At 69.3% G+C, this 26,895-nt stretch carries 24 protein-coding genes; 17 read left to right on the top strand and 7 right to left on the bottom strand.

Going from position 1 to position 26,895, the window contains the following annotated elements:
- Positions 1-4: 4 nt before the first annotated feature.
- Together ACMV_RS10505 and bioB are read right to left on the bottom strand one after the other, a co-directional pair.
- Positions 5-1,261 (bottom strand): adenosylmethionine--8-amino-7-oxononanoate transaminase, encoded by a 1,257-nt coding sequence (locus tag ACMV_RS10505; RefSeq protein ID WP_013640427.1) that lies wholly within the window; start codon positions 1,259-1,261, stop codon positions 5-7.
- Complete coding sequence (gene bioB / locus ACMV_RS10500; RefSeq protein WP_012039684.1) at positions 1,258-2,235, bottom strand: biotin synthase BioB; 978 nt, start codon at positions 2,233-2,235, stop codon at positions 1,258-1,260. The genes ACMV_RS10505 and bioB overlap by 4 nt, the downstream gene beginning before the upstream one ends.
- Before the next feature lie 87 nt (positions 2,236-2,322).
- Here bioB and bioF point away from each other — a divergent pair, with 87 nt between their 5' ends.
- From bioF to ACMV_RS10470, 6 genes are all read left to right on the top strand, one after another.
- Entirely contained in the window at positions 2,323-3,468 is a 1,146-nt protein-coding gene (bioF, locus tag ACMV_RS10495; protein WP_013640426.1) for an 8-amino-7-oxononanoate synthase, read from the top strand.
- The gene (gene bioD, locus ACMV_RS10490; protein ID WP_007423276.1) at positions 3,465-4,136 is read left to right on the top strand and encodes a dethiobiotin synthase; all 672 of its coding nucleotides are present in this window, start codon (positions 3,465-3,467) and stop codon (positions 4,134-4,136) included. Before bioF ends, bioD begins: the two co-directional genes overlap by 4 nt.
- Positions 4,137-4,439: 303 nt before the next feature.
- Complete coding sequence (locus ACMV_RS10485) at positions 4,440-5,531, top strand: ABC transporter substrate-binding protein (protein WP_231295245.1); 1,092 nt, start codon at positions 4,440-4,442, stop codon at positions 5,529-5,531.
- A gap of 93 nt (positions 5,532-5,624) precedes the next feature.
- Positions 5,625-6,509 (top strand): branched-chain amino acid ABC transporter permease, encoded by an 885-nt coding sequence (locus ACMV_RS10480; RefSeq protein WP_007423274.1) that lies wholly within the window; start codon positions 5,625-5,627, stop codon positions 6,507-6,509.
- Positions 6,510-6,542: 33 nt separating this feature from the next.
- Positions 6,543-8,342, top strand: coding sequence for a branched-chain amino acid ABC transporter ATP-binding protein/permease (locus ACMV_RS10475; protein WP_012039682.1), 1,800 nt, complete (start codon positions 6,543-6,545; stop codon positions 8,340-8,342).
- On the top strand, positions 8,335-9,051 hold the full coding sequence (locus ACMV_RS10470) for an ABC transporter ATP-binding protein (protein WP_013640425.1): 717 nt from the start codon (positions 8,335-8,337) through the stop codon (positions 9,049-9,051). Before ACMV_RS10475 ends, ACMV_RS10470 begins: the two co-directional genes overlap by 8 nt.
- An 83-nt stretch (positions 9,052-9,134) precedes the next feature.
- On the opposite strand, the gene ACMV_RS10465 is transcribed toward ACMV_RS10470, so the two are convergent.
- Both ACMV_RS10465 and ACMV_RS10460 read right to left on the bottom strand, forming a co-directional pair.
- Entirely contained in the window at positions 9,135-10,646 is a 1,512-nt protein-coding gene (locus ACMV_RS10465) for a UxaA family hydrolase (RefSeq protein ID WP_007423271.1), read from the bottom strand.
- 101 nt (positions 10,647-10,747) lie between these two features.
- On the bottom strand, positions 10,748-11,542 hold the full coding sequence (locus ACMV_RS10460) for a GntR family transcriptional regulator (protein ID WP_013640424.1): 795 nt from the start codon (positions 11,540-11,542) through the stop codon (positions 10,748-10,750).
- Between the two features lie 137 nt (positions 11,543-11,679).
- Here ACMV_RS10460 and ACMV_RS10455 point away from each other — a divergent pair, with 137 nt between their 5' ends.
- From ACMV_RS10455 to ACMV_RS10440, 4 genes are read left to right on the top strand one after another with little or no spacing between them, the layout of a single operon-like run.
- Positions 11,680-12,453, top strand: coding sequence for an SDR family NAD(P)-dependent oxidoreductase (locus ACMV_RS10455; RefSeq protein WP_013640423.1), 774 nt, complete (start codon positions 11,680-11,682; stop codon positions 12,451-12,453).
- Positions 12,446-13,843 carry a mannitol dehydrogenase family protein gene (locus ACMV_RS10450; RefSeq protein ID WP_231844389.1) on the top strand — a complete coding sequence of 466 codons (1,398 nt, stop codon included), beginning with the start codon at positions 12,446-12,448 and terminating at the stop codon, positions 13,841-13,843. Before ACMV_RS10455 ends, ACMV_RS10450 begins: the two co-directional genes overlap by 8 nt.
- A 20-nt stretch (positions 13,844-13,863) precedes the next feature.
- Positions 13,864-15,045, top strand: coding sequence for a mannonate dehydratase (gene uxuA / locus ACMV_RS10445; RefSeq protein ID WP_013640421.1), 1,182 nt, complete (start codon positions 13,864-13,866; stop codon positions 15,043-15,045).
- A complete protein-coding gene (locus tag ACMV_RS10440) occupies positions 15,045-15,938 on the top strand; it encodes a sugar kinase (protein ID WP_013640420.1) in 894 nt (297 codons plus the stop codon). The genes uxuA and ACMV_RS10440 overlap by 1 nt, the downstream gene beginning before the upstream one ends.
- Before the next feature lie 111 nt (positions 15,939-16,049).
- Here ACMV_RS10440 and ACMV_RS10435 read toward each other — a convergent pair whose 3' ends face one another.
- Entirely contained in the window at positions 16,050-16,868 is an 819-nt protein-coding gene (locus ACMV_RS10435) for an amidohydrolase family protein (RefSeq protein ID WP_013640419.1), read from the bottom strand.
- Entirely contained in the window at positions 16,868-17,620 is a 753-nt protein-coding gene (locus tag ACMV_RS10430; protein WP_012039673.1) for an SDR family oxidoreductase, read from the bottom strand. Before ACMV_RS10430 ends, ACMV_RS10435 begins: the two co-directional genes overlap by 1 nt.
- A gap of 282 nt (positions 17,621-17,902) precedes the next feature.
- Between ACMV_RS10430 and ACMV_RS10425 the strand changes: the two genes are divergently transcribed.
- Genes ACMV_RS10425 through ACMV_RS10415 form a run of 3 tightly spaced genes read left to right on the top strand, consistent with a single transcriptional unit; the run spans position 17,903 to position 20,707 of the window.
- Positions 17,903-18,682, top strand: a complete 780-nt coding sequence (locus ACMV_RS10425) for an ATP-binding cassette domain-containing protein (protein ID WP_013640418.1) — start codon at positions 17,903-17,905, stop codon at positions 18,680-18,682.
- Positions 18,679-19,698 carry a substrate-binding domain-containing protein gene (locus ACMV_RS10420; RefSeq protein ID WP_007423991.1) on the top strand — a complete coding sequence of 340 codons (1,020 nt, stop codon included), beginning with the start codon at positions 18,679-18,681 and terminating at the stop codon, positions 19,696-19,698. Before ACMV_RS10425 ends, ACMV_RS10420 begins: the two co-directional genes overlap by 4 nt.
- A 16-nt stretch (positions 19,699-19,714) precedes the next feature.
- Entirely contained in the window at positions 19,715-20,707 is a 993-nt protein-coding gene (locus ACMV_RS10415) for an ABC transporter permease (RefSeq protein ID WP_007423990.1), read from the top strand.
- Between the two features lie 50 nt (positions 20,708-20,757).
- Here ACMV_RS10415 and katG read toward each other — a convergent pair whose 3' ends face one another.
- The gene (katG, locus tag ACMV_RS10410; protein ID WP_013640417.1) at positions 20,758-22,944 is read right to left on the bottom strand and encodes a catalase/peroxidase HPI; all 2,187 of its coding nucleotides are present in this window, start codon (positions 22,942-22,944) and stop codon (positions 20,758-20,760) included.
- Between the two features lie 302 nt (positions 22,945-23,246).
- Here katG and ACMV_RS10405 point away from each other — a divergent pair, with 302 nt between their 5' ends.
- From ACMV_RS10405 to pcaF, 4 genes are read left to right on the top strand one after another with little or no spacing between them, the layout of a single operon-like run.
- Positions 23,247-24,443 (top strand): 4-hydroxybenzoate 3-monooxygenase, encoded by a 1,197-nt coding sequence (locus tag ACMV_RS10405; protein WP_013640416.1) that lies wholly within the window; start codon positions 23,247-23,249, stop codon positions 24,441-24,443.
- Positions 24,440-25,144 carry a protocatechuate 3,4-dioxygenase subunit beta gene (gene pcaH, locus ACMV_RS10400; protein ID WP_007423987.1) on the top strand — a complete coding sequence of 235 codons (705 nt, stop codon included), beginning with the start codon at positions 24,440-24,442 and terminating at the stop codon, positions 25,142-25,144. The genes ACMV_RS10405 and pcaH overlap by 4 nt, the downstream gene beginning before the upstream one ends.
- 3 nt (positions 25,145-25,147) lie before the next feature.
- A complete protein-coding gene (pcaG, locus tag ACMV_RS10395; RefSeq protein ID WP_013640415.1) occupies positions 25,148-25,669 on the top strand; it encodes a protocatechuate 3,4-dioxygenase subunit alpha in 522 nt (173 codons plus the stop codon).
- A gap of 20 nt (positions 25,670-25,689) precedes the next feature.
- Positions 25,690-26,892, top strand: a complete 1,203-nt coding sequence (pcaF, locus tag ACMV_RS10390) for a 3-oxoadipyl-CoA thiolase (protein WP_013640414.1) — start codon at positions 25,690-25,692, stop codon at positions 26,890-26,892.
- Positions 26,893-26,895 lie beyond the last annotated feature (3 nt).

The raw sequence follows: 26,895 nt of genomic DNA, 5'->3' as shown, positions 1-26,895 counted from the left end.
ACATTCAGCCTTCTGCCAGAACGTCCCTGATCGCCCCGGTCAGGCGCGCCAGTTCATCCTGCGCGATGGTCAGCGCCGGGGTGAGATAGACGATGTCGCGGAACGGCCGGATCCACGCCCCGCGCGCGACGAACCGCTCCCGCAACCCCACCGGATTCTTGATCCGCCCCAGCTGCACCACGCCGATCGCCCCCTTCACCCGCACATCGACCACGCCGGGCAGCCCCCGGCACGGTTCCAGCCCCTCGCGCAGCCAGGCCTCGATTTGCCTGGCCTGCCCCAGCCGGTCCTCGGTCTCGAACAGGTCGAGCGAGGCATTCGCCGCGGCGCAGCCCAGCGGATTGGCCATGAAGGTCGGCCCGTGCATCAGCGCCTTCATCGGGTCCTCGCCGAGAAACGCCTCGTACAGGTCGCGATGCACCACCGTCGCCGCCAGCGGCGAGGTGCCGCCCGTCAGCGCCTTCGACAACGTGACGATATCCGGCACGACGCCCGCCTGCTCGAAGGCGAACATCGTTCCCGTCCGCCCGAACCCGGTGAAGATCTCGTCGAAGATCAGCGTCAGCCCGTATTGGTCCGCCGCCGCCCGCAGCCGCCGCAGCACGGCGTCGTCGTGAAACACCATGCCGCCCGCCCCCTGCACCAGCGGCTCGACGATGATCCCCGCGAGCTCCCCGGCGTGCCGCTCCAGCAGCGCCATGAAAACCTGCTCCGACTCCGCATCCCGGGGCAGGGGGGCGATCACATGCTCCTGCAACAGCCCGGCGAACAGCGCGTGCATCCCTTCCTCGGGGTCGCACACCGCCATCGTCGCCAGCGTGTCGCCATGATACCCGTCGCGGAAGGCAAGGAATTTGTGCCGCCCGCGCTCGCCGCGATTGAGCCGCGCCTGCACCGCGACCTTCATCGCCACCTCCACCGCGACCGAGCCGGAATCGGTGAAGAACACCCGCTCCAGCCCGTCCGGCATCATCCCGGCCAGCCGCGTCGCCAGCCGATAGGCCGGCTCGTGCGCCAGCCCGCCGAACATCACATGCGGCATCGAATCGAGCTGGGCCGCGACAGCCTCACGGATATGCGGATGATTGTAGCCATGGCACGCCGTCCACCAGGAGGCGACGCCGTCGATCAGCACCCGCCCGTCGGCGAGATGGATTCTTGCGCCCTCCGTCCGCACCGCCGGCAGCGGCAGCGGCGCGGTCTGCATCTGCGCATAGGGCAGCCAGACATGCCGCCAGCCGCGCTCCAGCCAGTCGCTCACGAAAGCTTCGTCATCCCGAGCCTGTCGAACAGCGCATTGTCCCGCGCGACCGCGGGGTTCGCCGTGGTCAGCAGCGTGTCGCCATAGAAAATCGAGTTCGCCCCGGCGAGGAAGCACAGCGCCTGCGCCTCGTCGCTCAGCGCCTCCCGCCCGGCCGACAGCCGCACCCAGGATCTCGGCATGGAAATCCGCGCCGCCGCGATGGTGCGGACGAAATCGATCGGGTCGATCGGCGCGCTCTCGCCAAGCTTCGTGCCCTTCACCGCGACCAGCGCGTTGATCGGCACGCTCTCCGGCGGCGGGTCGAGATCGGCGAGCGTCGCCAGCAGCCCGGCCCGGTCGTCGAGATCCTCGCCCATCCCGATGATCCCGCCGCAGCAGATATTGATCCCCGCATCCCGCACCGCCGCCAGCGTATCCAGCCGGTCCTGGTAGGTGCGGGTGGTGATGATGCTGCCGTAGAATTCCGGCGAGGTGTCGAGATTGTGGTTGTAATAGTCGAGCCCGGCCGATTTCAGCCGCGCCGCCTGGTCCGGCCGCAGCATCCCGAGGGTGACGCAGGTTTCCATCCCCAGCGCCTTCACCCCCTCGACCATCGCCGCCACCCGGTCGAGATCGTGATCCTTGGGCGAGCGCCAGGCCGCCCCCATGCAGAAGCGCTGCGCCCCGGCCTCCTTCGCCCGCCGCGCCGCTTCCAGCACCGGGGCGATGTCCATCAGCTTCGAGGCCTTCACCCCCACGTCGAATTCCGCGCTTTGCGGGCAATAGCCGCAATCCTCCGGGCAGCCGCCGGTCTTGATCGAGAGCAGGGTGGAAATCTGCACCTGGGTCGGGTCGAAATGCTGCCGGTGCACCGTCTGCGCCTGGAAGATCAGCTCGGGCAGCGGCAGCGCCAGCAGGGCGGCGATGCGCGCCCGCGTCGGGGACGGCGCGGCAGCGGCGGTGGCGGTGGAAGAATCGAGTGCGATGGACATGGCAAGCTCCGATTTGCCCCAAGGGGTCGAACCGGTGATAAACGCTGCATCCGCGTTCGTGAAGCTTTTGCGGCAGATTGAGACAGGATGACCACGCTCGACCAGTTCGCGACCGACAAGCTCGCCCGCCTCGAGGCCGGCGCCCTCCGCCGCCGCCTGCGCCCGACCGCCCGCGCCGCCGGCGCGGTGCTGGAGCGCGACGGGCAGCGGCTGATCTCGTTCTCCTGCAACGACTATCTCAACCTCTCCACCCACCCGGCGGTGATCGACGCCGCGATCGACGCCGCCCGCCGCCACGGCGCCGGCGCCGGCGCCTCCCGCCTCGTCACCGGCGACCATCCGCTCTATTGCGCGCTCGAGGCGCGCCTCGCCGCGCTGAAACAGACGGAAGACGCCGTGGTGTTCGGCTCGGGCTTCCTCGCCAATACCGGCATCATCCCGGCGCTGATGGCGCGGGAGGATGCGATCTTCGTCGACGAACTCGCCCATGCCTGCATCTGGGCCGGCGCCCGCCTGTCCGGCGCCGCGCTCCACGTCTTCCGCCACAACGACCTCGCGCATCTCGCCGAACTCCTCGCCGCCCATCGCCAAGCCGCCCGCCACGCGATGGTGGTGACCGACGGCGTCTTCTCCATGGATGGCGACCTCGCGCCCGTCGGCGAGATGCTCGCCTTGGCCAAGGCGCATGACGCCTGGCTGATGACGGACGACGCGCACGGCATCGGCGTCATCAACGAAGGGCGCGGCTCGGCCCACGGCCATGACGTGCCGTTGCAGATGGGCACGCTGTCCAAGGCGGTGGGCAGCTATGGCGGCTATCTCTGCGCCTCGCACGTGGTGTGCGAGCTGATCCGCAACCGTGCCCGCAGCTTCGTCTACACCACCGGCCTGCCGCCGGCGGTGGTCGGCGCCTCGATCGCGGCCCTCGACCTGATCGCGACCGACCCCGCAATGTGCGCCGCCCCGCTCGCCCATGCCCGCCGCTTCTGCGCCGCCCTGGGCCTGCCACCGGCCGAAAGCCCGATCGTGCCGCTCCTGCTCGGCACCGCCGAGCGCGCCCTCGCGGCGCAGGCCGTGCTGGAGGCGGCGGGCTTTCTGGTCGCCGCCATCCGCCCGCCCACGGTGCCCGAGGGCACGGCGCGGCTCCGCTTCGCCTTCACCGCCTGCCACGCCCCAGATGACATCGACCGTCTGGCCCAACTCGTCCACGACAGAATCCTGGTGACCGCATGAGCCATTTCTTCATCACCGCATCCGGCACCGAGATCGGCAAGACGCATGTCGCCGCCGGCATGATCCGCCACTGGCGGGCCGGCGACGTTCCCGCGCGGGCGCTCAAGCCGGTCGCCAGCGGCTACCAGCCCGCGCTCTCCGCGTCGAGCGATGCCGGTATCCTGCTGCGGGCGATGGGCAGTTCGATGGTGAACGACGAGGCGGTCGCCACCATCTGCCCCTGGCGGTTTCCCGACCCGATCTCGCCGGACATGGCGGCGGCGCGCAGCGGGCGGCGCATTCCGTTCGACGACCTCGTCGCCTTCTGCCAGGCCGAGATCGTCGGCGCGGCCGGCCCCATGCTGGTCGAGGGCGTCGGCGGCGCGATGGTGCCGCTGGATGAAACGCACACCGTGCGCGACTGGATCGCCGCCCTCGGCATCGAGGTCGTGCTGGTCGCCGGCGGCTATCTCGGCACGATCAGCCACACGCTCTGCGCCGTCGAGGCGCTGCGCGCGCGCGGGATCGCGATTGCCGCGGTCGTGATCAACCCGATGGAGCCGCTGCCGGTGCCGGTCGAGCGCACGCGGGAGTCGCTGCTGCGGCATCTCGGCGCCACCCCGCCGCCGGTCTTCATCGACGATACGCCGGACTGGCACGCCTGGCTCGACGAGGCCGCCCGCCGCTGAGTCGCCGGATGATACGAACGGCGTGTTGACACCCCCCGAAATCCTATATACCGGTTATTGAAAATCTGCATGGGGAGACCGACGGATGCGCGCTCTTGTGCCCGATTGCCCTTGCAGGCGGCAGGCTGAGTGGCTTCTGTTCTGGTCTCGTTCCCGCACGGCCCACGGGTTCGCCCGGCGCCGGCGTGACACGGCGGGCCACGACCGCGACGGAAGTGGCTTCAGGCCCGGATCGGTCCGGAAAATTCACAAACACTAGGGGAAACAAATCCAATGGTCAGAAAACTCCTTTTTGGCGCCGGCATGATTGCGCTGTCGTGCGGGCTGGGTGTCGCGCACGCGGCCTCGGGCACGATCGAGATCGGCATGATCGCGGACATGACCGGACCGGCGGCGCTCAGCGGGCAGCACAAGGTCGATGGCGCGAAGCTCGCCGTTGACGAGATCAACGCCCATGGCGGCATCAACGGCAAGAAGATCAAGCTGATCGTCGAGGACGATCGCGGGCAGAACCAGGCCGGCGTCTCGGCCTATCAGAAACTTGCGGCGAACCAGAATATCGTCGCGATCATCGGCTCGATCCGCAGCACCATCGTGCAGGCGACGCTGCCTTATGTCGCGCGCTACAAGATTCCGACCATGATCGGCGGCACCGATCCGAAGCTGACGCATGTGGGCAACCAGTGGGTGTTCCGCTTCCGCCCGAACGATACCTATGCCTCGGCGACGATGGCCCAGTATGCGGTAAAGACGATGGGCAGCAAGAAGGTTGCCATTCTTTACGACACCGACGCCTTCGGCTCGGCCGGCAATCAGCTGCTCAAGGCGGCGCTCGTGAAGGACGGCGCGAAAGTGGTCAGCGACCAGGGCTACACGACCGCGACGCGCGACTACACCTCGTTCCTTGAAAAGATCAAGAACTCCGGCGCGGATACGCTGGCCACCTACATGACGAATTCGGAGGACGAGGCGCAGATGCTCAAGCAGCTGCGCCAGCTCGACCTCAAGGTGAAGATCATCGGGTCCACCTCGATCGCGACGGCGGTGTGCATCCAGCTTGCCGGGTCGGCGGTCGACGGCACCTACGGCGTTTCCGATTTCGTGGCGGACGGCAATGACGCGGCGAAGGCGTTCACCAAGCTCTATGTCGCGAAATATCACAGCCAGCCCGACGTGTTCGGCGGCTGGGTGTATGACGCGATGAACGTCCTGAGCCGGGTGATCGCGAAGGACGGCACCGCGCCGGCGGCGATCCAGAAGGGCATTCGCGCGGTGAAGGGCTATCACGGCGTCGAGGGCACCTACAATTTCGACGCGAACGGCGACGGGCTGCACGGCTACTGGGTGGTGAAGATGCAGCACCAGAAGGTCATCCCGATCAAATACGTCGGCTGAAGGCCGGGCGCCGTCCGGGCAGGGTCGTGGCCCGGACGGCGTTCGCCGTTATCGTGACGGAATGAAAAACCAGCTGCCCGGGATATCGTCTGCGTGTTCTCCGAATTCATCCAGCTGACCATCGCGGGGCTTGCGGTCGGCAGCATCTATGCGCTGATCGCGCTCGGCTTCGTGCTGATCTACACCTCGGTCAACGTGGTGAATTTCGCCCAGGGCGATTTCGCGATGATCGGCGCCTATTTCATGGTCAGCCTCGTCGTCGTGCTGCATCTGCCCTGGTGGCTCGCGCTTCTGCTCGCGGTGGCGGGAACCGGCGTGGTCGGCGCGCTGTTCCAGTTGCTGATCTTCCAGCCGGTGCGCAACCGGCCGCGCAACTTCCTGCCGGTGATGATCGCCACTGTCGGCGCCTCGGTCTTTCTCGAACAGGCGTTCCTGCTGATCTATGGGCCGATCCCGTACCAGCTGCCGCCGATCTTCAAGGCGCAGTCGGTCGCGTTGCTCGGCGTGCACGTCTATCCGCAATATATCGTCATCATCGTCGTCACCGCCGCCATGGTGGCGCTGCTGAACTGGTTCCTCGAACGGACCAAGCTCGGCAAGCAGTTGCAGGCGACGGCGCAGGACCCGGACACCGCGCGGCTGATGGGAATCCGCGTGGCCTGGATGGCGGCGCTGACATTCGCCATCAGCACCGCGCTGGGCGGGCTGGCGGGTTTGCTGATCGCACCCGTCTACACGGTGACGGCGACGATGGGCTCGACCATCGCGCTGAAGGCGTTCGCCGCGGCGATCGTCGGCGGGTTCGGCAGCATGAAGGGCGCCATCGTCGGCGGGCTCGGCATCGGGCTGATCGAAACCTACGGCGCGACCTATATTTCGGGGTCGTATCGCGATGCGTTTCCGTTCATCGTGCTGATCCTGTTCCTGATCTTCCGGCCATACGGGCTGTTCGGTGAAAAAGTCTCGCAGAAGGTCTGACCGGCGCGCCGGCGGCTTCAGGGAAACGACAACATGACCAGGTCGATCGCCAAGTTCCTGCCCTTCATCGCGCTGCTCGTGCTGATTCCCTTCCTGCTGCCGGGCGGGCGGCTGGGCTCGTATTATCTCACGCTGCTGATCCTCTCGCTGTCCTACGCCGTCGCGGCCCTGGGGCTGACCGTTCTGCTCGGCTATTCGGGGCAGATCTCGCTGGCGCAGGCTGCGTTTTTCGGGATCGGCGCCTATACGTTCTCGATCCTCGCGGTGAACCACCACATCGGCTACTGGAGCGCGGCGCTGGCGGCGGTGGCGGTGACGACCGGGTTCGGCCTGTTCCTCGGCGCGATCTCGCTCAGGCTCGCCAGCCACTATCTCGCGCTGGTGACGATCGGCTTTCAGATCATCACCGAACTCGTGCTGAACAACTGGAACGCGGTGACCGACGGCGCCGACGGGATTTCCAACATCCCCCGGCCGAGCCTGTTCGGCTACGCGATCAACAGCGATCACGGGTTCTATTTCATCTCCGTCGCGGTGCTGGTGCTGGCGAGCTATGTCGTGTTCCGCCTGCGCCATTCGCGGCTGGGCGGGGCGCTGTTCGCCCTGCGCGAGGACGAGATCGCCGCTTCGGCAAACGGGATCAGCCTGTTCCGGACCAAGGTTCTCGCCTTCGCCGTCTCCGCGGCGCTCGCCGCGATGGGCGGGATTCTCTACGCTTCCGGCTCGCTCTATATCAGCCCGAACGTCTTCAATTTCTATCAGTCGGTCTCGTTCTTCGCGATGGCGCTGGTGGGCGGGCAGGCCTCGATCGTCGGCACCACGCTGGGTGCGGGGCTGATCACCTTCCTGCCGGAAGTGCTGCGCTTCCTGCATGCCTATTACATCGCGGTCTATGGCGTGCTGGTCGTCGTCGTCGTGCTGTTCATGCCGGAAGGGCTGTACGGGTTGCTGCTCCGCGGCGTCGGCGCGGTGGCGACGCTGGTGGCGGGCCGGCGGCGCTCTGACGAGGAAGAGGTGGCGCATCTCGAGGCCGGCGCCGTGCCCGAGCGGCCGGTGGCCTCGGACCGGCCGCTTCTGGAAATTCGAGATCTGGCCAAGCATTTCGGCGGCATCAAGGCGGTCAACGGCGTGTCGCTCACGGTCAATCGCGGCGATGTCGCGGTGCTGATCGGGCCGAACGGATCGGGCAAGACGACGGTGCTGAACGTGCTGAGCGGGATCTATACGGCGACGGCGGGATCGATCGTCTATGACGGGAAGGAGATCACCAATCTCGGCCCGGCGCGGATCAACCGGCTCGGCATTTCCCGCACCTTCCAGAACATCCGCCTGTTCCCCGAACTCACCGCGTTGGAAAATGTGGCGGTCGGTTATTACCGGCGCGGCACGGTCGGGCTTGCGGGCGCGTTGCTCTCGCGGCCGCGCGGCTATCGCGAGGAACGCGAGGCGATGGAAAAGGCGAGGGAAACGCTGCATTTCCTCGGTTTCGCCCGGCTCGGCGTGAAGGCGAAGAACCTGCCGTACGGGCAGCAGCGCATCGTCGAGATCGCGCGGGCGATCGTCTCCGGCCCCGAACTCCTGCTGCTCGACGAGCCAGCGGCGGGGATGAACCACGAGGAAACCGAGGTGCTGTCGCAGATCCTCTACCGGATCCATGCGCGGGGGATGACGATGCTGCTGATCGAGCACGACATGAGCTTCGTCTCCAGTGTTGCGACGCGGGCCTATGTGATGGATTTCGGCCAGAAGATCAGCGAGGGTTCGGTGAAGCAGGTGCTGTCGGATCCTGCCGTGATGAAGGCGTATCTGGGTGACGATGTCGAATATGCTTGAGGTCAGCAACATCCAGTCGCGCTACGGGCAGGTGACGGCCCTGCACGACATCAGCATCGAGGTGCGGGCGGGCGAGGTCGTCGCCCTGCTCGGCGTGAACGGTGCGGGCAAGTCGACCACGCTCAAGACGATTTCCGGCCTGCTGCACCCGACGCGCGGCGAAATCCGCTTCGAGGGCGAGCGGATCGACCGGATGGCGCCGGAGGCGATCGTCCGCCGCGGCATCGCGCATGTGCCGGAAGGGCGGCACGTGTTTCCGGGCCTCACGGTGCGCGAGAACCTGATCATGGGCACGTCGAACCGGAGGGTGTCGCGCGCCGAAACCGAGCGGGACATCGAGGGGATTCTCGAAATCTTCCCCGATCTGAAGCGGCTTTATGCGCAGATGGGCTGGTCGCTCAGCGGCGGGCAGCAGCAGATGCTGGCGATCGGGCGCGGGCTGATGGCGAAGCCGCGCCTGCTGATGCTGGACGAGCCCTCGCTGGGCCTCGCACCGGTCATCGTCAAGCAGGTGTTCGCGACGATCGCACGGATCAACGCCGAGGGGATGACGGTGCTGCTCGTCGAACAGAACGTCAATCTCAGCCTGAAGGTCGCGCATCGCGCCTATCTGCTGGAGACCGGGCGGATCGTGCGGGCGGACACGAGCGAGGCGCTGCGCGCGGACGAGGGGTTCCGCGCGGCGATGCTGGGTGCTGGCGCCCACTGACGCCGGCGCCGCGGCCACATGAGATTTCGCCAGGCGATCACACGAAACTTCGCCTGGCGGTCACATGAAGCCTCACTTGGCGGTCACATGACCGCGCCGACCTGCCAGGGCACGAATTCGTTGTCGCCATAGCCGAGCCGTTCGGATTTCGTGCGCGCGCCGGAGGCGACGTCGAGCAGGTGGCGGAAGATTTCCTCGCCCTTTTGCGCGATCGTCGTGCCGGAGAGGATGTCGCCGCAATCGATGTCCATGTCGGTTTCCATGCGGCGGTAGAGATCGCTGTTGGTGGCGAGCTTGATCGAGGGCACCGGCTTGCAGCCGAAGGCCGAGCCGCGGCCGGTGGTGAAGCAGAGGATGTTGGCGCCGCCGGCAACCTGGCCGGTGACCGAGACCGGGTCGTAGCCCGGCGTGTCCATGAAGACGAAGCCGCGCTCGGTGACCGGCTCGGCATAGCGGTAGACGGCGGTGAGCGGCGTGGTGCCGCCCTTGGCGACGGCGCCGAGGGATTTCTCGAGAATGGTGGTCAGCCCGCCGGCCTTGTTGCCGGGTGAGGGGTTGTTATTCATCTGCCCGCCGGTGCGGGCGAGATAGTCGCGCCACCAGTCGATCCGCGCCAGCAGGTCGTCGGCGACGCGGCGGCTCGCGGCGCGATGGACGAGAAGATGCTCGGCGCCATAGATTTCCGGCGTCTCCGACAGGATCGCGGTGCCGCCGTGGCGCACCAGGATATCCGCCGCCTCGCCGAGTGCGGGGTTGGCGGTGAGGCCGGAATAGGCGTCCGACCCGCCGCATTGCAGGGCGAGGATGAGATGCGAGGCGGGCAGGGGCTCGCGCCGCGCGGCGTCGGCGCGGGGCAGGATCTCGCGCAGCGCGGCAAGCCCGGCCTCGATCGTCGCGGGCGTGCCGCCGGAGTCCTGGATCGTCATCCAGTGGAAGCGGGGATCGTCCTTCAGCCCGTAGCGGGCGGTCATCCGCGCGATCTGCAGCACCTCGCAGCCGAGGCCGATGAACAGCACGCCGGCGACGTTCGGGTTGCAGGCCGCGCCCCAGAGCGTGCGTTCGAGGAGCTCGTAGCCCTCGCCATCGGCCGCCATGCCGCAGCCGGTGCCGTGGGTGAGCGGAACGATGCCGTCGACATTCGGAAACCCGTCGAGCAGCCCGCTCCGCTCCGCCCGCAGCGCGATCTGGCGGGCGACGGTCGCGGCACAGTTCACCGAGCTCAGGATGGCGATGTAGTTGCGCGTGCCGACCTGGCCGTTGGCGCGGCGGAACCCCATGAACGTTGCCGGCGCGGCGGCGGGTTCGACCGGCTTCACCTCGCCGAGCGTGTAGTCGCGCGCGAATTCGTGAACCTCGACATTGTGTTCGTGCACCCAGGCGCCGGGGGCGATGGCCTCCTTCGCGAAGCCGATGATCTGGCCGAACTTGCGCACCGGCGCGCCGGCCTCGATCGGGGCGGAAGCGATCTTGTGCCCGCGGGGGATTCGCGCCGAGGTCACCAGGCCCTCGGCGACGCCGGTGCCGGATGCGATCGGCTCGATCGCCACGAGGACATTGTCGGCGTCGTTCAGGCGCACGGTGGTGGGAGCGTTCATGGGTCTGGTTCCGTTTCTCGCCCTGGCGCGGGGCGGTGGTCCGCCCCGGGTCGTTGAATGAAATATACCGGTATGTATTTTTCCGATAAACGGCAAGCCGGTCAAGCGCCGGCCGGCCGTCCCGCGCGCTGCGCCACCTCGCCGGCATCGGGCGAGAAATAGTCGCGCCGCTCGGCGATCAGCAGGCGCACGGTTTCGAACACCCGGTCGAGATGCGTCTGCATCGCGGCGGCGGCGCGCTCGGAATCGCGCCGCATCAGCCCGTCGAAGATCGCCTGGTGCTCGGCGAGCACGGTTTCGGCGTGGTGCGGGCGCGGGAAGCCGAGGCGGCGAATGCGGTCGAGCTGCGCCTTGGCGCCGTTGATGATGCGCCAGACCGTGGGCGAGGCGCCGCATTCGCTGATGAGGCGGTGGAAATCCTCGTCCAGCAGATAGAACTCGTCGAAATCGCGGGCGGCGGAAGCCTTGCGCTGGGCGGCCATGTTGGCGGCGAGCGCGCGCTCGAAGGCGAGGTTCATCCGCGATGCGGCGAGCCGCACCACGCGCATCTCCAGAGCGTCGCGCACCATCTGGCCGTCGAACGCGTCCTGGATATGGATGGGGGCGACGCTGGTGCCCGAACTCGGCACCACGGTGACGAGGTTTTCCGCCGCGAGCTGCAGGATCGCCTCGCGCAGCGGCGTGCGCGAGATGCCGAGCCGGGCGCAGATTTCGCGCTCGTTGATCGCCGCCCCGGGCGGCAGCTTGAGCTGGACGATGCCGTTGCGGATGATCGTGTAGATCTGCGCGGTCTTGCCGATCGTGGGGTCGAGCCGGAGCGCGCCGAGCGAGGCGAGGAACGGATCTTCCGCCGTGGGGTTTCCGGTTTCGGCGGGCTGCTTGCGGGGGCGCGGCATGAATCTCCCTGACGTGGTGCGCCCGGAAGGATCTGACCGGCATGGACGCAAGGCATTTTGCGCCGATCATACCGGGGGCGCGACATGTTTGACAGTCGTGATTTACCAATATACCGGTATTTTGGGAGGGGCGATACATGGACGGTCTGCCGGCGCGCGAGGGGAACATGAAACGGGCGCTGGAGGGGCGGGTTGCGGTCGTCACCGGCGCCGGCGGCGCGATCGGCGCGGCGGTGGCCCGCGCGCTCGCGGCCGAGGGGGCGGTGCTCGTGCTGGTGGACATCGCCGCCGGGAAGCTGGCCGCGACCGGCGCCGAACTCGGCGCTGCGGCCCGGGTGGTCGTGGCCGATCTCGGCGATCCGGACGCCATCGCCGCGGCGGCTGCCGTCGTGAACGATGAGGGCGGCGCCGACATTCTCGTCAACAATGCCGGCATTCTCTCGAACCGCAAGATCGACGCGACCGATCTCGCCGAATGGCGGCGCGTGCAGGCGGTGAATCTCGACGGCGCCTTCCTGCTCACCCGCGCCCTGCTGCCGGCGATGCGGCGGAAGGGCTGGGGGCGGATCGTGAATATCGCCTCCTACGCGGCGAAATGCGGCGGGCTGACGGCGGGCACGGCCTATACGGTGTCGAAGGCGGGGCTGGTGGGGCTGACCTTTTCGGTCGCCCGCGAGGTGGCCGCCGAGGGGATCACCGTCAACGCCATCGCGCCGGCCTATGTGATGTCGCCGATGGTGTCGGAAATGCTGACCGAGGCGCAGCGCGCCGAACAGCTTGCGCAGATCCCCGTCGGCCGGTTCTGCCGGCCGGAGGAAGTGGCGCATGCGGTGATGTTCCTGGCCTCGCCGCTGGCGGCCTCGATCACCGGCGAGGTGATCGACATGAATGGCGGATTGCAGTTTGACTGACGAGCCGTTATTTCCGGCACGGCTCGCGTCGCTGCCGGCGGACATCGCCCGCCCGGGCTATGACCGCGATGCGGTGCGGACCGGCATCCTGCATCTCGGCCCCGGCGCGTTCCACCGGGCGCACCAGGCGGCCTTCACCGAGGATTGCCTTGCGGCGGGCGAGACGGCGTGGGGGATTCTCGGCGCCTCGCTGCGCAGCGCGGGCACGCGGGACGCGCTGGCGCCGCAGGACTTCCTCTACACGCTGGCGCTGCGCGAGGGCGGGCGGGAGGCGTTGCGGGTGGTGGGCGCGCTGCGGGGCATTCTCGCCGGCGCCGACGCGCCGCGCGCGGTGCTGGCGGCGCTGGACGATCCGGCGATCCGTATCGTCACGCTCACCATCACCGAGCGCGGCTATGGTTGCGATGTCGCGCGCGGGGAGCTCGACGAGGGCGATGCGGATGTCGCCCACGATCTCGCCGCGCCGGATGCCGCGCCGCGCAGCGTGCCGGGGTTGCTCGCCGCCTCGCTGTGGCGGCGGCGGCGGGCGGGGATCGCGCCGTTCACGCTGCTCTCCTGCGACAATCTCGCCGGCAATGGACGTGTGCTGCACGCGGCGGTGACGCGGATGGCGGCGCGGCGCGATCGCGGGTTCGGCGATTTCGTGGCGGCGGAAGTGGCCTGCCCGTCGAGCATGGTGGACCGGATCGTGCCGGCGACGACGGCGGAGGACCGGGCGCGGATCGCCGCCCGTCTCGGCTGCGCCGATGCCGCACCGGTGGTCGGCGAGCCTTTCGCGGAATGGGTGATCGAGGACCGGTTCCCGACCGGGCGGCCCGGCTGGGAGCGCGCGGGGGCGCGGTTCGTGACCGACGTCGCGCCGCATGAGCGCCGCAAGCTGCGGCTGCTGAACGGCGCGCACACGATGCTCGCCACGATCGGGCCGGCGCTCGGCTGCGCCACGGTGGCGGAGGCGGTGGCGCATGAACGGCTCTCGCCGGTGCTGGCGCGGTTCTGGGCGGAGATGGCGGCGACGCTGCCGGCGGAGACCGACGCCGCCGCCTATTGCGCGCGGCTGCGGGCGCGGTTCGGCAACACGGCGCTGCGGCACGAACTGGCGCAGATCGCCCTGGGATCGGCGCAGAAACTGCCGCAGCGAATCCTGCTGCCCTGCCTCGAGCGCTGGCGCGCGGGGCGGGCCTCGCCGGTGCTGATCGCGGTCATCGCCGCCTGGCTGCGCGGCGCGGCGGCGGGCGGCGACCCGCTCGACGGGCTCGCCCGGCGCGAGGTTTTTGCCGCTGACGAGTGGCGCGCGCCGCCGCTTCGGGGCATGATCGCCGAGGAATGCGGCGCGATGGCGCGGCAGGGGCTGGCGGCACGGCTCGACGCGCTCTGCCGCGCGCCGGACTGACAAGGGGAAAGGGCAGGGCGATGGAAGAAACCTGGCGCTGGTTCGGGCCGGAAGATCCGATCCCGCTCGAGCATGTGCGGCAGGCGGGGGCGACCGGCGTGGTGACGGCGCTGCACGACATTCCGCCCGGCGAGCCCTGGCCTGTCGCCGCGGCGCAGGCGCGGCGCGACGCGATCGAGGCCGCCGGGCTGCGCTGGAGCGTGTGCGAGTCGATCCCGGTGCCGACCGGTATCAAGTGCCGCGACCATGACTGGCCGCGTCTCGTCGCGGTGTGGAAGGACTCGCTCGCCGCGGTGGCGCGGGCGGGGGTCGGCGTGATCTGCTACAATTTCATGCCGGTGATCGACTGGACGCGCACCGAACTTGCCCACGAGATGCCGGACGGGGCGAAGGCGCTGCGCTTCGACATGGTGGATTTCATCGGCTACGACGTCTTCGTGCTGCGCCGCGCCGGGGCGGCGTCGTGCTATCCGGCGCCGCTGGTCGCGCAGGCGGAGGCGCGGATGGCGGCGTGCGACGCGGCGGCGCTGGCGCGGCTGGAGCGGACCATCATCGCCGGCCTGCCGGGCGGGGCGGCGGCGCAGACGCGGGAGACCATCGCCGCCGAGATCGCCCGGTTCGACGGGCTGGACGACGCGGCGGTGCGCGCCAATCTGGTCGATTTCCTGCGCGAGGTGGTGCCGGTGGCCGAGGAACTCGGCGTGCGGCTCGCGATCCATCCCGACGATCCGCCGGTGAAGCTGTTCGGCCTGCCGCGCGTGGTCTCGACGCTGGAGGATCTGGCGACGCTCTTCGAGGCGGTGCCCTCGCGGGCGAACGGGCTGACGCTCTGCGCCGGGTCGCTCGGGTCGCGCGCGGATAACGACGTGCTGGCGATCGCCGAGACGTTCCGCAGCCGCATCCATTTCGCGCATCTGCGCAACGTGACGGTGGAGCCGGACGGGTCCTTCGTCGAGGCGCCGCATCTCGGCGGGCGGACCGACATGGTGGCCCTGCTCGCCCTGCTGCTGCGCGAGGAACGCGAGGCGGCGGCGGCGGGGCGGCGGGCGTCGATCCCGCTGCGGCCGGACCACGGGCATCTGCTCGCGGCCGATGCCGCCAGGCGCGTCAATCCCGGCTATTCCTATATCGGCCGGCTGCGCGGGCTGGCGGAGCTGCGTGGCGTGATCCGCGCGCTCGAAGCCCTGGCGCCGGCGGCGTGATGTTCGCCGCCATCGGGGAATGCCTCGCGGAGTTCGCGCCGAACGAAGCGGGCGGCTACGCGCTCGGTTTCGCGGGCGATACGTTCAACGCCGCCTGGGCGGCGCGGGTGGGGCTGCGCGGCGCGGTGCCGGTGCGCTACGTGACCGCGATCGGGACCGACTGGATGTCGGACGCGATGCGCGCGCGGATCGAGGCGGCCGGGATCGATGCCGCCTTCGTGCGGCGGGTCGAGGGCGCGTCGGTCGGGCTGTACGTGATCCGGGTGGAGGCGGGCGAGCGGTCCTTCGCCTATTGGCGGCGGCAGTCGGCGGCGACGCATCTGGCCGACGATCCGGCATTCCTCGCACGGGCGCTGGCGGGCGCGCGGCTCGTGCTGGTCTCGGGCATCACGCTGGCGATCCTGCCGCCGGCGGGGCGGGCGGCGCTGCTGGACGCCCTCGGCGCGGCGCGGGCGGCGGGGGCCGAGATCGCCTTCGATACCAATTACCGCCCGGCGCTGTGGCGCGACGCCGACGAGGCGCGGGAGACCGTACGGCGCGTGCTGCCGCTCGTGGATATCGCGCTGCCGACCTTCGAGGACGAGGCGGCCCTGTTCGGCGACGCGGCGCCGGCGGCGACGGTCGCGCGGCTCGCGGCGGCGGGGGTGCGGGATGTCGTCGTCAAGAACGGCACGGCGGCGACGCTGGGGCGCTGCGGTGCGGAGAGCTTCGAGGTGGTGCCGCGCGAGGTGGTGACGCCGGTGGATTCGACCGGCGCGGGCGATGCGTTCAACGGCACCTTCCTCGCCTGCCGGTTGCAGGGCATGGCGCCCGCGGCCGCGGTGGCGGCGGCGCAGGCGGTGGCGGCGCGGGCGGTGCTGACGCGCGGCGCGCTGATCGCCGACGAGGCGTGAGCCGCGCTTAGAGCACTTTCCGATCCTTTTGGATCGGATGTAGTGCTCTATCATGCTGATAAATCGAGCATCTTTATCCGATCAGATGACTCCATCTGATCGGATGATGCTCTAGCCCCGGTAGATGCGCGCGGCGTTGCCGCCGAACACCGCATCCACCGCATCAGGCGCCATCATCCCGGTGAGGGCTTCCGCCGCGCCGCGCCAGGCATCGTAGGAGGCGGCGAGGGTGAGCACCGGCCAGTCGCTGCCCCAGAGAATCCGGTCCGCGCCGAAGGCGTCGAACACCGTGCGGACATAGGGGGCGAGCGCGTCGAAACCGGCACCCGGCGCCGCTTCGGTGATGAGGCCGGAGAGCTTGCAGGCGATCGCCGTGTCGGCGGCGAGGTGGTGCAGCGCCTCCGCCCAGGCGGCGTGGCCGCATTGCGCGATCGACGGCTTGGCGGCGTGGTCGAGCACCATGGTGAGGCCGGGATGCCGGTGCGCGAGTTCGACGCAGCGCGGCAGGTGCGCGGGGCGGACCAGCAGGTCGAGCACCAGCCCGGCGCGTTCCATCGCGGCGAGGGCGGGTTCGATCTCCGGGCGCAGGATCCAGTCGGGATCGGCGATGTCCTGCAGCATCGGGCGCAGGCCGGCGAGGCGTGGTTCGCCCGCGAGGGCGGCGATGCGGGCGGGCGCATCGTCCGCTGCGAGATCGGTCCAGCCGACGACTGCGCGGACGAAGCCGCCGGCGTGGGCGGCGATGTCGAGCAGGAAGCGCGTCTCCGCCTCGGTGGGCGCAGCCTGGACGAGGATGACGGCGTCGATCCCTGTCGCGGTGCGGCGGGCCTCGTCGAGCGTGATCTCGCGGCAGATCGGCAGGTCCGGCGTCAGCCAGCCATAGTCGCCGCGGGCGGGCGACCAGAGATGGAGGTGGGAGTCGATGCGCATCAGGCGGTCAGCGCGCGGTCGAGATGGACATAGCCGCCATCGACGACGTGATGCTGGCCGGTGACGTGCGAGGCGGCGGCGGAGAGCAGGAAGACGACGCTCGCCGCGATTTCCGCCGGCGTGGTCATGCGCGCGCCGAGCGGGATGGTGCGGGTGATGGCGGCGCGGCGGGCCTCGGGGTCGGGCTGGGCGGACAGCCACTGGTCATACATCGGCGTGGCCACCTCGGCGGGGAGGACGGCGTTGACCCGTATGCCATCGGCGGCGAGTTCGGCGGCCCATTCGCGGGTGAGGCCGAGCAGGCCGCCCTTGGCCGCGGCATAGCCGCTGGTGCCGCCCTGGCCGGTGAGGGCGACCTTGGAGGCGATGTTCACCACCGCGCCGCGCGACTGGCGCAGATGCGGCAGGCAGAGATGCATCAGGGTGAAGCACTGCACGAGATTGCGTTCGAGCGAGGCGCGGAAGGCTTCGAGTGCTGCATCGAGCGTGCCGCCAAGCCCGGCGCGATCGTTCACGCCGGCATTGTTCACCAGCCCGTCGATCCGGCCGTGGCGCGCGGCGATGGCGGCGATGGCCCCGGCGCAGGCGGCGGCATCGGTCAGGTCGAGGCGGTGATGCTCGCCGGGTGCTGCGGCGCGGTCGAGCACCACCGGCACGGCACCGGCGCCGGCCAGCGTGTCCACCACCGCGGCGCCGATTCCCGAGGCACCGCCTGTGACGATGACGATCTTTCCCTTGAGCCCAAGCTCCATTGCTGCTCCCTTCCCTGCGGGTCGTGCCAGATATCGTTGTTGTATAGAAACGAAATCGGCATCGCCGGCGCGGACGCTATCAACCGGCCGCGGGCCGCGCAAGCCGGCGCGCGATGCCGCGATGGTGAGGCGCCGGCTGCGGCGGCCCGCTTGTCAGCATTGCTGCATATCGATATTCTGCACCCCAATGGCCGATGGCGGACGCCTTCGGCGAAGGGGAGGAACAACGATGCGAGCGAACGACCCCGGAACGGGCGCGCCGGTCGGAACGGAGATCTCGGCATGAGCGTGCCCGCCCTTGAGGTGCGCGGCGTCGACAAGCGGTTCGGCGCGGTCGAGGTGCTGCGCGACGTGTCGCTCGAAGTGGCCCCCGGCGAGGTGCTTGGCGTGGTCGGCGACAACGGGGCCGGCAAGTCCACCCTGATGAAGGTGATTTCCGGCGTGCACCGGGCCGATTCCGGCTCGATCCGGCTCGGCGGCGCGGAGATGTCGTTCCGCTCGCCGCGCGATGCGCGCAATGCGGGGATCGAGACGATCTACCAGGACCTCGCGCTTGCCGATCATCTCGATGTGGGCGCCAACATCTTTCTCGGCCGCGAGCCGATGCGGCGCTTCATGGGCCTCGTGCCGATGCTCGACGAGCGGAAGATCCATGGCGAGATCGCCGCCCTGCTGGCGCGGATCGAAAGCCACATTCCCGATCCGATGACGCGGGTGCTCGACCTTTCCGGCGGGCAGCGCCAGGCGGTGGCGATCGCGCGCGCGCTCTACTGGCGGGCGAAGGTCGTCATCATGGACGAGCCGACGGCGGCCCTCGCCGTGATGGAAACCGAGAACGTGCTGAAGATGGCGCGGCAGCTCGCCGGCGAGGGGATCGGCGTGCTGTTCATCGGCCACAACCTCGTCGAGATCCTCAAGGTCTGCGATCGGGTGATGGTGATGTATCGCGGGCGCAAGGTGTTCGACGCGCGCTCGGCCGAGACGTCGCAGACCGAACTGATCCGCTACATGACCGGCTATGCGGATGCCGAAACCAACGAAGCCGAAAGGGAACATCCATGAAACTACGCAAGACATTGCTCGGTGCCGCGGCGGTCGCGCTGCTCGGCGGCATGGCGGCGGCGCCGGCCATGGCGGCCGCGCCCACCGTTCATTCGCTGCCGGTGCCGGCCAAGCCGGCGAAGCATTATCATTTCACGCTCATCACGAAATCCAACGCCTCGCCCTACTGGCTCGCGGTGCGCGAGGGGGCGGACGCGGCGGCGAAGAAGTTCGGCGTTTCGGTCGCCTTCGAGGCGCCGGCCAGCGGCACCGACCTCGCCGGGCAGATCGGCATGGTCAATAACGCGGTGACAGGAGGCACTGACGGCATCATCCTCGCTGCGCAGAATCCGCAGGCGCTGCTCAAGCCGGTGAAGTCGGCACTCGCGCATCACATTCCGGTGGTGACGGTCGATTCCGGCCTGTCGCCCAACATCTCGGACTGCTTCCTCGCCACCTCGAATGTCGGGGCCGCGGCGGCGCTCGCGAAATATACGGCCGACCACCTGATGGGCGGCAAGGGACAGTATGCGATCGTCGACTTCAACCACACCGCCTCGACCGGAATCGCCCGGCCGAAAGGCTTCATGCTCGGGATGAAGTCCTATCCGCACATCAAGAAGATGGGGCCGATCCAGTATTCCAACAACGACGTCAGCGCCGGGCTGCGGATCGCGACCACGATGCTTACGCAATACCCGCATCTCAAGGTGATCTTCGGCGCGAACGACCGCGCGGCGCTCGGCCCGGCCGAGGCGGTGCAGCGCGCGCACGCCAAGGTGAAGGTCGTCGGGTTCGATGCCGATCTTGGCGAGATCGCGCTGGTCAAGGCGGGGATCATCCAGGCCTCGATCCTGCAATCGCCCTACGACATGGGCTATTACGCGGTGGTCGCGCTGCTCGACAAGCTCGACGGCAAGACGCTGCCGAAGCGGATCAACACGCCGTATTTCCTGCTGACGCCGAAGAATCTCGGCTCCAGCCAGGCGACGGCGGCGATCCGCCAGTACGCGCCCAAGTATAACCCCGCGGGCTGAGGGAGACTGGCGGACGATGGACCAGCAGGCACGAACAGCCGCGCTCGACGTCGAGACCATTCCGCGCGGGCGCATGCTGTGGCGCTTCGTCCGCCAGATCGCCTTCGCGCTGATCAGCATCGTGGTGCTGGTCGTCGCGTTCGGCGTGCTGAACCCCCGCTTCCTGAGCGGGGGAAACTGGTTCCACATCGCCCAGCAGGTCGCGGTGATCGCGATCCTGGCGACGGGGCAGACCTTCATCATCGCGACCGCCGGGATCGACATCTCGCAGGGCTCGGTGGTCGCGCTGTCGTCGATGATCTGCGCGATCGCGATCGTCGATGCGCACATGTCGTCCGGGGTGGCGATCGTGCTGACGCTGGCGCTGGGGGCGGTGATCGGCGCGATCATCGGACTGTCGGTGGTCGTGCTTGGCGTGCCGCCCTTCATCGCGACGCTGGGCATGCTCGCGGTCGCACTCGGCGCGGCGCTGCTGACCACCAACGGCACGCCGGTGTTCGGCCTGCCGAACGGGTTCCAGGAGATTTCGCAAGGCACCGTGCTGGGCTTTCCCAACATGGCGTGGATCGCGGTGCTGCTCGCGCTGTTCTCTGCCTATCTGCTGAACAAGACGCGGTTCGGCCGCTACACGCTGGCGATCGGCAGCAATGCCGAGGCGGCGCGCCGGGTGGGCATCAACGTGCCGCGGCATCTGCTGCTGGTCTATGTGTTCGGCGGGATCGTCTCGTCGCTCGCCGGCGTGATCTATCTTGCCTACACGGCGGCGGCGCAGCCGACCTCGGGGGCGAATTACGAACTCTATGCGATCGCCGCGGTGGTGATCGGCGGCGGGTCGCTGTTCGGCGGGGTGGGGACGATCCTCGGCAGCATCCTCGGCGCGCTGCTGATGACGATCCTGAAGAACGGCACGCAGCTGGCGGGGATTTCACCCTATGTCGAGCAGGTGATTCTCGGCATCGTGGTGGTCGGCGCCGTCTATGTCGACAATCTGCGGCGGCGGCTGCGCTGAGCTGAAAGCCGCCGGCCGGATGCGGGCATCCGGCCGGTCGGGGCAGGCGGTCAGGCGAGGTCGAAGCGGTCGAGCTCCATGACCTTGGTCCAGGCGGCGACGAAGTCCTTCACGAAGGCGGCCTCGCCGTCCTGCGTGCCGTAGACCTCGGCGAGCGCGCGGAGCTGGGAGTTCGAGCCGAACACGAGATCCACCCGCGTTGCCGTCCACTTCACCGCCCCGCTCTTGCGGTCGCGCAGCTCGTAGACGCCGGGCTCGGCGGCGGGGTGCCAGCTCATGTTCATGTCGAGCAGGTTGACGAAGAAGTCGTTCGTCAACGCGCCGGGGCGGGTGGTGAAGACGCCGTGCTTCGCCCCGCCGACATTGGCGCCGAGGGCGCGCATGCCGCCGATCAGCGCGGTCATTTCCGGGGCCGTCAGCGTCATCAGCTGGGCGCGGTCGATCAGCTGTTCCTCCGGCGCGCGCGGATCGCCCTTGCCGAGATAGTTGCGGAAGCCGTCGGCCTTCGGCTCCAGCACAGCGAAGGAGGCCACGTCGGTCTGCGCCTCGGTCGCGTCGGTGCGGCCGGGGGTGAAGGGCACGGTGACGTCATGGCCGGCCGCCTTCGCCGCCGCCTCGATCGCCGCACAGCCGCCGAGCACGATCAGGTCGGCCAGCGAGACCTTCTTGCCGCCGGTCGCCGCCGCGTTGAACTCGGCCTGCACCTTTTCGAGCGCGGCGAGCACCTTGGCGAGTTCGGCCGGCTCGTTCGCCGCCCAGTCCTTCTGCGGGGCGAGGCGGATGCGCGCGCCGTTGGCGCCGCCGCGCTTGTCCGAGCCGCGGAAGGTCGCCGCCGAGGCCCAGGCGGTGAGCGCGAGGCGGGTGGGCGCGATGCCGGTGGCGAGAAGCTTCGCCTTCAGCGCCGCGATATCGGCCGCGTCGATCAGCTTGTGGTCCACCGCGGGAACCGGGTCCTGCCAGATCAGGTGCTCGGCCGGAACCAGCTTGCCGAGATAGCGCGAGACCCGCCCCATGTCGCGATGGGTGAGCTTGAACCAGGCGCGGGCGAAGGCATCGGCGAACTCGTCCGGATTCTGGTGGAAGCGGCGCGAGATCTTCTCGTAGGCCGGGTCCATGCGCATCGACAGGTCGGTGGTGAGCATGGTCGGGCGGTGCTTCTTCGCGGCGTCGAACGCATCGGGGATGACGTCACCCGCGTCCTTCGCGACCCACTGCCAGGCGCCGGCGGGGCTCTTGGTCAGCTCCCATTCGTAGTTGAACAGGTTGTCGAAATAGAAGTTGCTCCACTGCGTGGGCGTCTGCGTCCAGGTGACTTCCGGGCCGCCGGTGATGGCATCGCTGCCCTTGCCGGTGCCGTAGCTGCTGATCCAGCCAAGTCCCTGCTGCTCGATCGGCGCGGCTTCCGGCTCGGGGCCGACCAGGGCGGCGTCGCCGGCGCCATGGGTCTTGCCGAAGGTGTGGCCGCCGGCGATCAGGGCGACGGTTTCCTCGTCGTTCATCGCCATGCGGGCGAAGGTCTCGCGGATGTCGCGCGCCGCGGCCACCGGATCGGGCTTGCCGTTGGGGCCTTCGGGGTTGACGTAGATGAGGCCCATCTGCACGGCGGCGAGCGGGTTTTCGAGGTCGCGGTCGCCGCTGTAGCGCTTGTCGTCGAGCCAGGTCGTCTCCGGACCCCAGTAGATGCCCTGGTCGGGCTCCCAGGTGTCGACGCGGCCGGCGCCGAAGCCGAAGGTCTTGAAGCCCATCGATTCGAGGGCGACGTTGCCGGCGAGGACCATGAGATCGGCCCAGGAGATCTTGCGGCCGTATTTCTGCTTGACCGGCCAGAGCAGGCGGCGGGCCTTGTCGAGATTGGCGTTGTCGGGCCAGCTGTTCAGCGGAGCGAAGCGCTGCTGGCCGGCGCCGGCGCCGCCGCGGCCGTCACCGATGCGGTAGGTGCCCGCCGCGTGCCAGGCCATGCGGACGAAGAGCGGGCCGTAATGGCCGAAATCGGCCGGCCACCAGTCCTGCGAATCGGTCATCAGCGCCTTCAGGTCGGCGATCACCGCATCGAGGTCGAGGGTCTTGAATTCCGCGGCGTAATCGAAATCCGGATCCATCGGGTTCGACAGCGCCGAGTGCTGGTGCAGCATGCCGAGATTGATCTGGTTGGGCCACCAGTCGGCATTGGACTGGATGCCGGCCGAGCTTGACCGGGTCGCGCCGCCGGTGACGGGGCATTTCGCTTCTGTCGACAAGTCTTCCTCCGTTGATTGCCTGGGATGCCTGTCCGCCCGGGGTAGCGACTCGATTCCGATCGGTCAAATCCATTTTATGGAATGGAACAATAGGGGAAACCTATTGCAATCAACGTGAAACAGTTCGTCGCGGAGTGCGGCGGGACGGCGCGGAATTGCCGCGGTGCAGCAACGAAAACGGCTTGCGGCGGTGCGGCGGCGCGGTATACCGGCTGTGCGTTGGTGTTTCCAGTGTGCGTCTGCCGCACAAACGGCGGCGCACCGCGACGAGCCGGAAAGCCGGCGGCGAGGCGGGAGGGTGAATGGCGATGGAAACGAGGACGAGGGTCGGCATCATCGGCGCGGGGCCGGCGGGGCTGATCCTCGCGCATCTGCTGGCCCGGGCGAGGATCGACAGCGTCGTGCTGGAGCGGCAGTCCCGCCATCATGTCGAGCATCGGATCCGCGCCGGAATCCTTGAACACGACGTGGCCGAACTGCTCCGCGCGACCGGGCTTGGGGCGCGGATGGACACGATCGGCTTTCGCCATGACGGCACCAACCTGCTGTTCGACGGCGCGCTGCACCGGATCGATTTCGCGCGGCTGACCGGCCGCCATGTGATGCTCTACAGCCAGCACGAGGTGGTGCGCGACCTGATCGGGGCGCGGGTGGCGGCGGGGCTGCCGATCGTCTTCGAGGCGGAATGCGCGGCGATCGAGGGGATCGGGACGGCGCGGCCGGCGATCGTCTATCGGCATGACGGCGCCGAGCACCGCCTCGACTGCGATATCGTCGCCGCCTGCGACGGGTTTCATGGCGCCGGCCGCGCCGCGCTGCCGGCGGCGGCGGCGCGCGAATACGACCGGGTCTATCCGTTCGGCTGGCTCGGCATTCTCGCGGAAGCGCCGCCCTCGAAGGACGAGCTGATCTACGCCAATCATCCGAACGGGTTCGCGCTGCTGTCGATGCGGTCGGCTACGGTCAGCCGGCTCTATATCCAGTGCGGCATGGAGGAGCGGCTGGAGGACTGGCCGGACCAGCGGATCTGGGACGAGCTGGCGCGCCGGCTCGATCATCCGGGGTTCAGCCTGAACACCGGGCCGGTGATCCAGAAGGGGATCACGGCGATGCGCTCCTATGTCGTCGAGCCGATGCAGGCGGGGCGGCTGTTCCTCGCCGGCGATGCCGCGCATATCGTGCCGCCGACCGGAGCAAAAGGACTGAACGCCGCGATCGCCGATGCCGCGCTGCTGGCCGGCGCCATCGTCCGCTGGGCGCGGGGCGAGGCGGGCGCGCTCGCCGGCTATGGCGCGGCGGCGCTGGACCGGGTGTGGAAGGTCGAGCGGTTCTCCTGGTGGATGACCTCGATGATGCACCGGTTCGACACGCATACCGGGTTCGACCGGCGGATGCAGCACGCCGAGCTGGAGTATTATACGCAGTCGGAGGCGGGGCAGACCGCGCTGGCCGAGAATTATGTCGGCCTGCCCTTCGCCGCGCCGGAGGGGGTGCCATGAACGAGACCGAAGCCGACGGGATTGCGCCGTCGCGCAGCGCGCAGCCGCCGCTCTCGGCGCCGGATTATCGCAGCACGGCGCTGCGCGCGCCGCGCGAGATGCCGGTGGCGATTCCGCAGACGCTGACCGAGACGACCGGGCCGGTCTTCGAGCCATCGCGCTTCGCGCCGACCGACAATCTCGCCGTGAATGACGGGCACGAGGCGATGGGCGAGCGGATCATCGTCACCGGGCGGGTGCTGGACGAGGCCGGGCGGCCGGTGCCGCGCAGCATGGTCGAGATCTGGCAGGCGAATGCCGCGGGGCGCTACAACCACAAGGGCGATACGCATGACGCGCCGCTCGACCCGCATTTCCGCGGCGCCGGGCGCGTATTCACCGATGACGAGGGGCGCTACCGCTTCGTTACGGTCAAGCCGGGCGCCTATCCCTGGGGGAACCACGCCAATGCGTGGCGGCCGAATCACATCCATTTCTCGCTGTTCGGCGCCGGGTTCGCCGCGCGTCTGATCACGCAGATGTATTTCCCCGGCGACCCGTTGCTTGAACTCGACCCGATCTTCCACGCGGTGCCGGACGCGGCGGCGCGGGCGCGGCTGGTGGCGGCGTTCGATATCGGCGTCACCGAGCCGGGGCGGGCGCTCGGCTATCGGTTCGACATCGTGCTGCGCGGCCGCGCCGCCACGCCGATGGAGGGGTGAGGGATGGAGATGTCGGCGCAGCAGACGATCGGGCCGTTCTGGCACCTGATCGACCAGCCGGACTGGTGGGATCTGACGCGGTTCGGCGCCGCCGGCGCGCGGATCGTGATCGAGGGAAGGATCACCGATGGCGCGGGGGCGGCGGTGGCCGACGCGGCCGTGGAGCTGTTCCAGGCCTCGCCCGCGCGGGATGCGGTGTTTCCCGGCTATGGCCGGGTGGCGGCGGATGCGGAGGGCCGGTTCCGCTTCGCCACCGTGATGCCGGGCCCGCTGCCCGGGCCGCGCGGGGCGAACGCGCAGCAGGCGCCGCATTGCGGCCTGGCGCTGCATGCGCGCGGCCTGCTGCGGCCGCTTTTCACGCGGATCTATTTCGCCGGGGATGCGCTGAACGCGACCGACCCGGTGCTGAGCCTGGTGCCGGCGGCGCGGCGCGACACGCTGGTGGCGGATGAGACCTCGCCCGGCGTCTGGCGGCGCGACATCGTGCTGCAGGGCGAGGGCGAGACGGTATTTCTGGACTTTTGAACAAGGGAAGCAGCGCATCCATGACCGAGGCCTTTATTTGCGAGTATGTGCGGACGCCGTTTGGGCGTTATGGCGGGACACTTTCGGCGGTTCGCGCGGACGATCTGGCGGCGGTGGCGATCCGCGGGGTGATGGCGCGGGCGGCGGGGCTCGATCCGGCGGCGGTGGACGAGGTGCTGTTCGGCTGTGCGAACCAGGCGGGCGAGGACAACCGGAACGTGGCGCGGATGGCGCTGCTGCTGGCGGGGCTGCCGGAGAGCGTGCCGGGGGCGACGGTCAACCGGCTGTGCGGCTCCGGGCTGGATGCGGTGGGGAGTGCGGCGCGGGCGATCCGGCTGGGCGAGGCGGGGGTGGCGATCGCCGGCGGGGTGGAGAGCATGACCCGCGCGCCCTTCGTGATGCCGAAGGCCGGGGCGGCGTTCGACCGGTCGAACGCGGTGTATGACACGACGATCGGCTGGCGCTTCGTCAACCCGCTGATGAAGGCGCAATACGGGGTCGACGCGATGCCGGAGACGGCGGAGAACGTCGCCGCCGATTTCAACATCTCGCGGGCGGACCAGGACGGGTTCGCGCTGGCGAGCCAGCGCAAGTGCCAGGTGGCGGCCGAGGCCGGCTTCTTCGCCGGCGAGATCACCCCGGTGACCATTCGCGGCCGCAAGGGTGACACGGTGGTCGACACCGACGAGCATCCGCGGCCGGAGACGACGCTGGAGGGGCTGGCCAGGCTGAGCACGCCGTTCCGCGAGCCCGGCACGGTGACGGCGGGCAATGCGTCGGGGGTGAATGACGGGGCGGCGGCGCTGATCCTCGCCTCGGCGGCGGCGGCGCAGGCGCATGGGCTGACGCCGCGCGGGCGCGTGGTCGGCATGGCGACGGCGGGTGTGCCGCCGCGGATCATGGGCATGGGGCCGGCGCCGGCGGTGAGGAAGCTGCTGGCGCGGACCGGGGTTTCGCTGGACGCGGTGGACGTGATCGAGCTGAACGAGGCCTTCGCGGCGCAGGCGCTGGCGGTGACGCGGGATCTCGGGCTTGCGGATGACGACCCGCGGGTCAACCCGCATGGCGGGGCGATCGCGCTGGGGCATCCGCTGGGCGCGTCGGGGGCGCGGCTGGCGGGCACGGCACTGCGGGCGCTGGAGGCGCGGGGCGGCAGGCTGGCGATCGCGACGATGTGCATCGGTGTCGGCCAGGGCATCGCGGTGCTGATCGAGCGGGTGTGAGGC

This window comes from Acidiphilium multivorum AIU301 (assembly GCF_000202835.1).
In the GTDB taxonomy this organism is placed as follows: domain Bacteria; phylum Pseudomonadota; class Alphaproteobacteria; order Acetobacterales; family Acetobacteraceae; genus Acidiphilium; species Acidiphilium multivorum.
The sequence above is the reverse complement of the archived record's forward strand: the minus strand, read 5'-3'. Positions and strand labels throughout refer to the sequence as shown.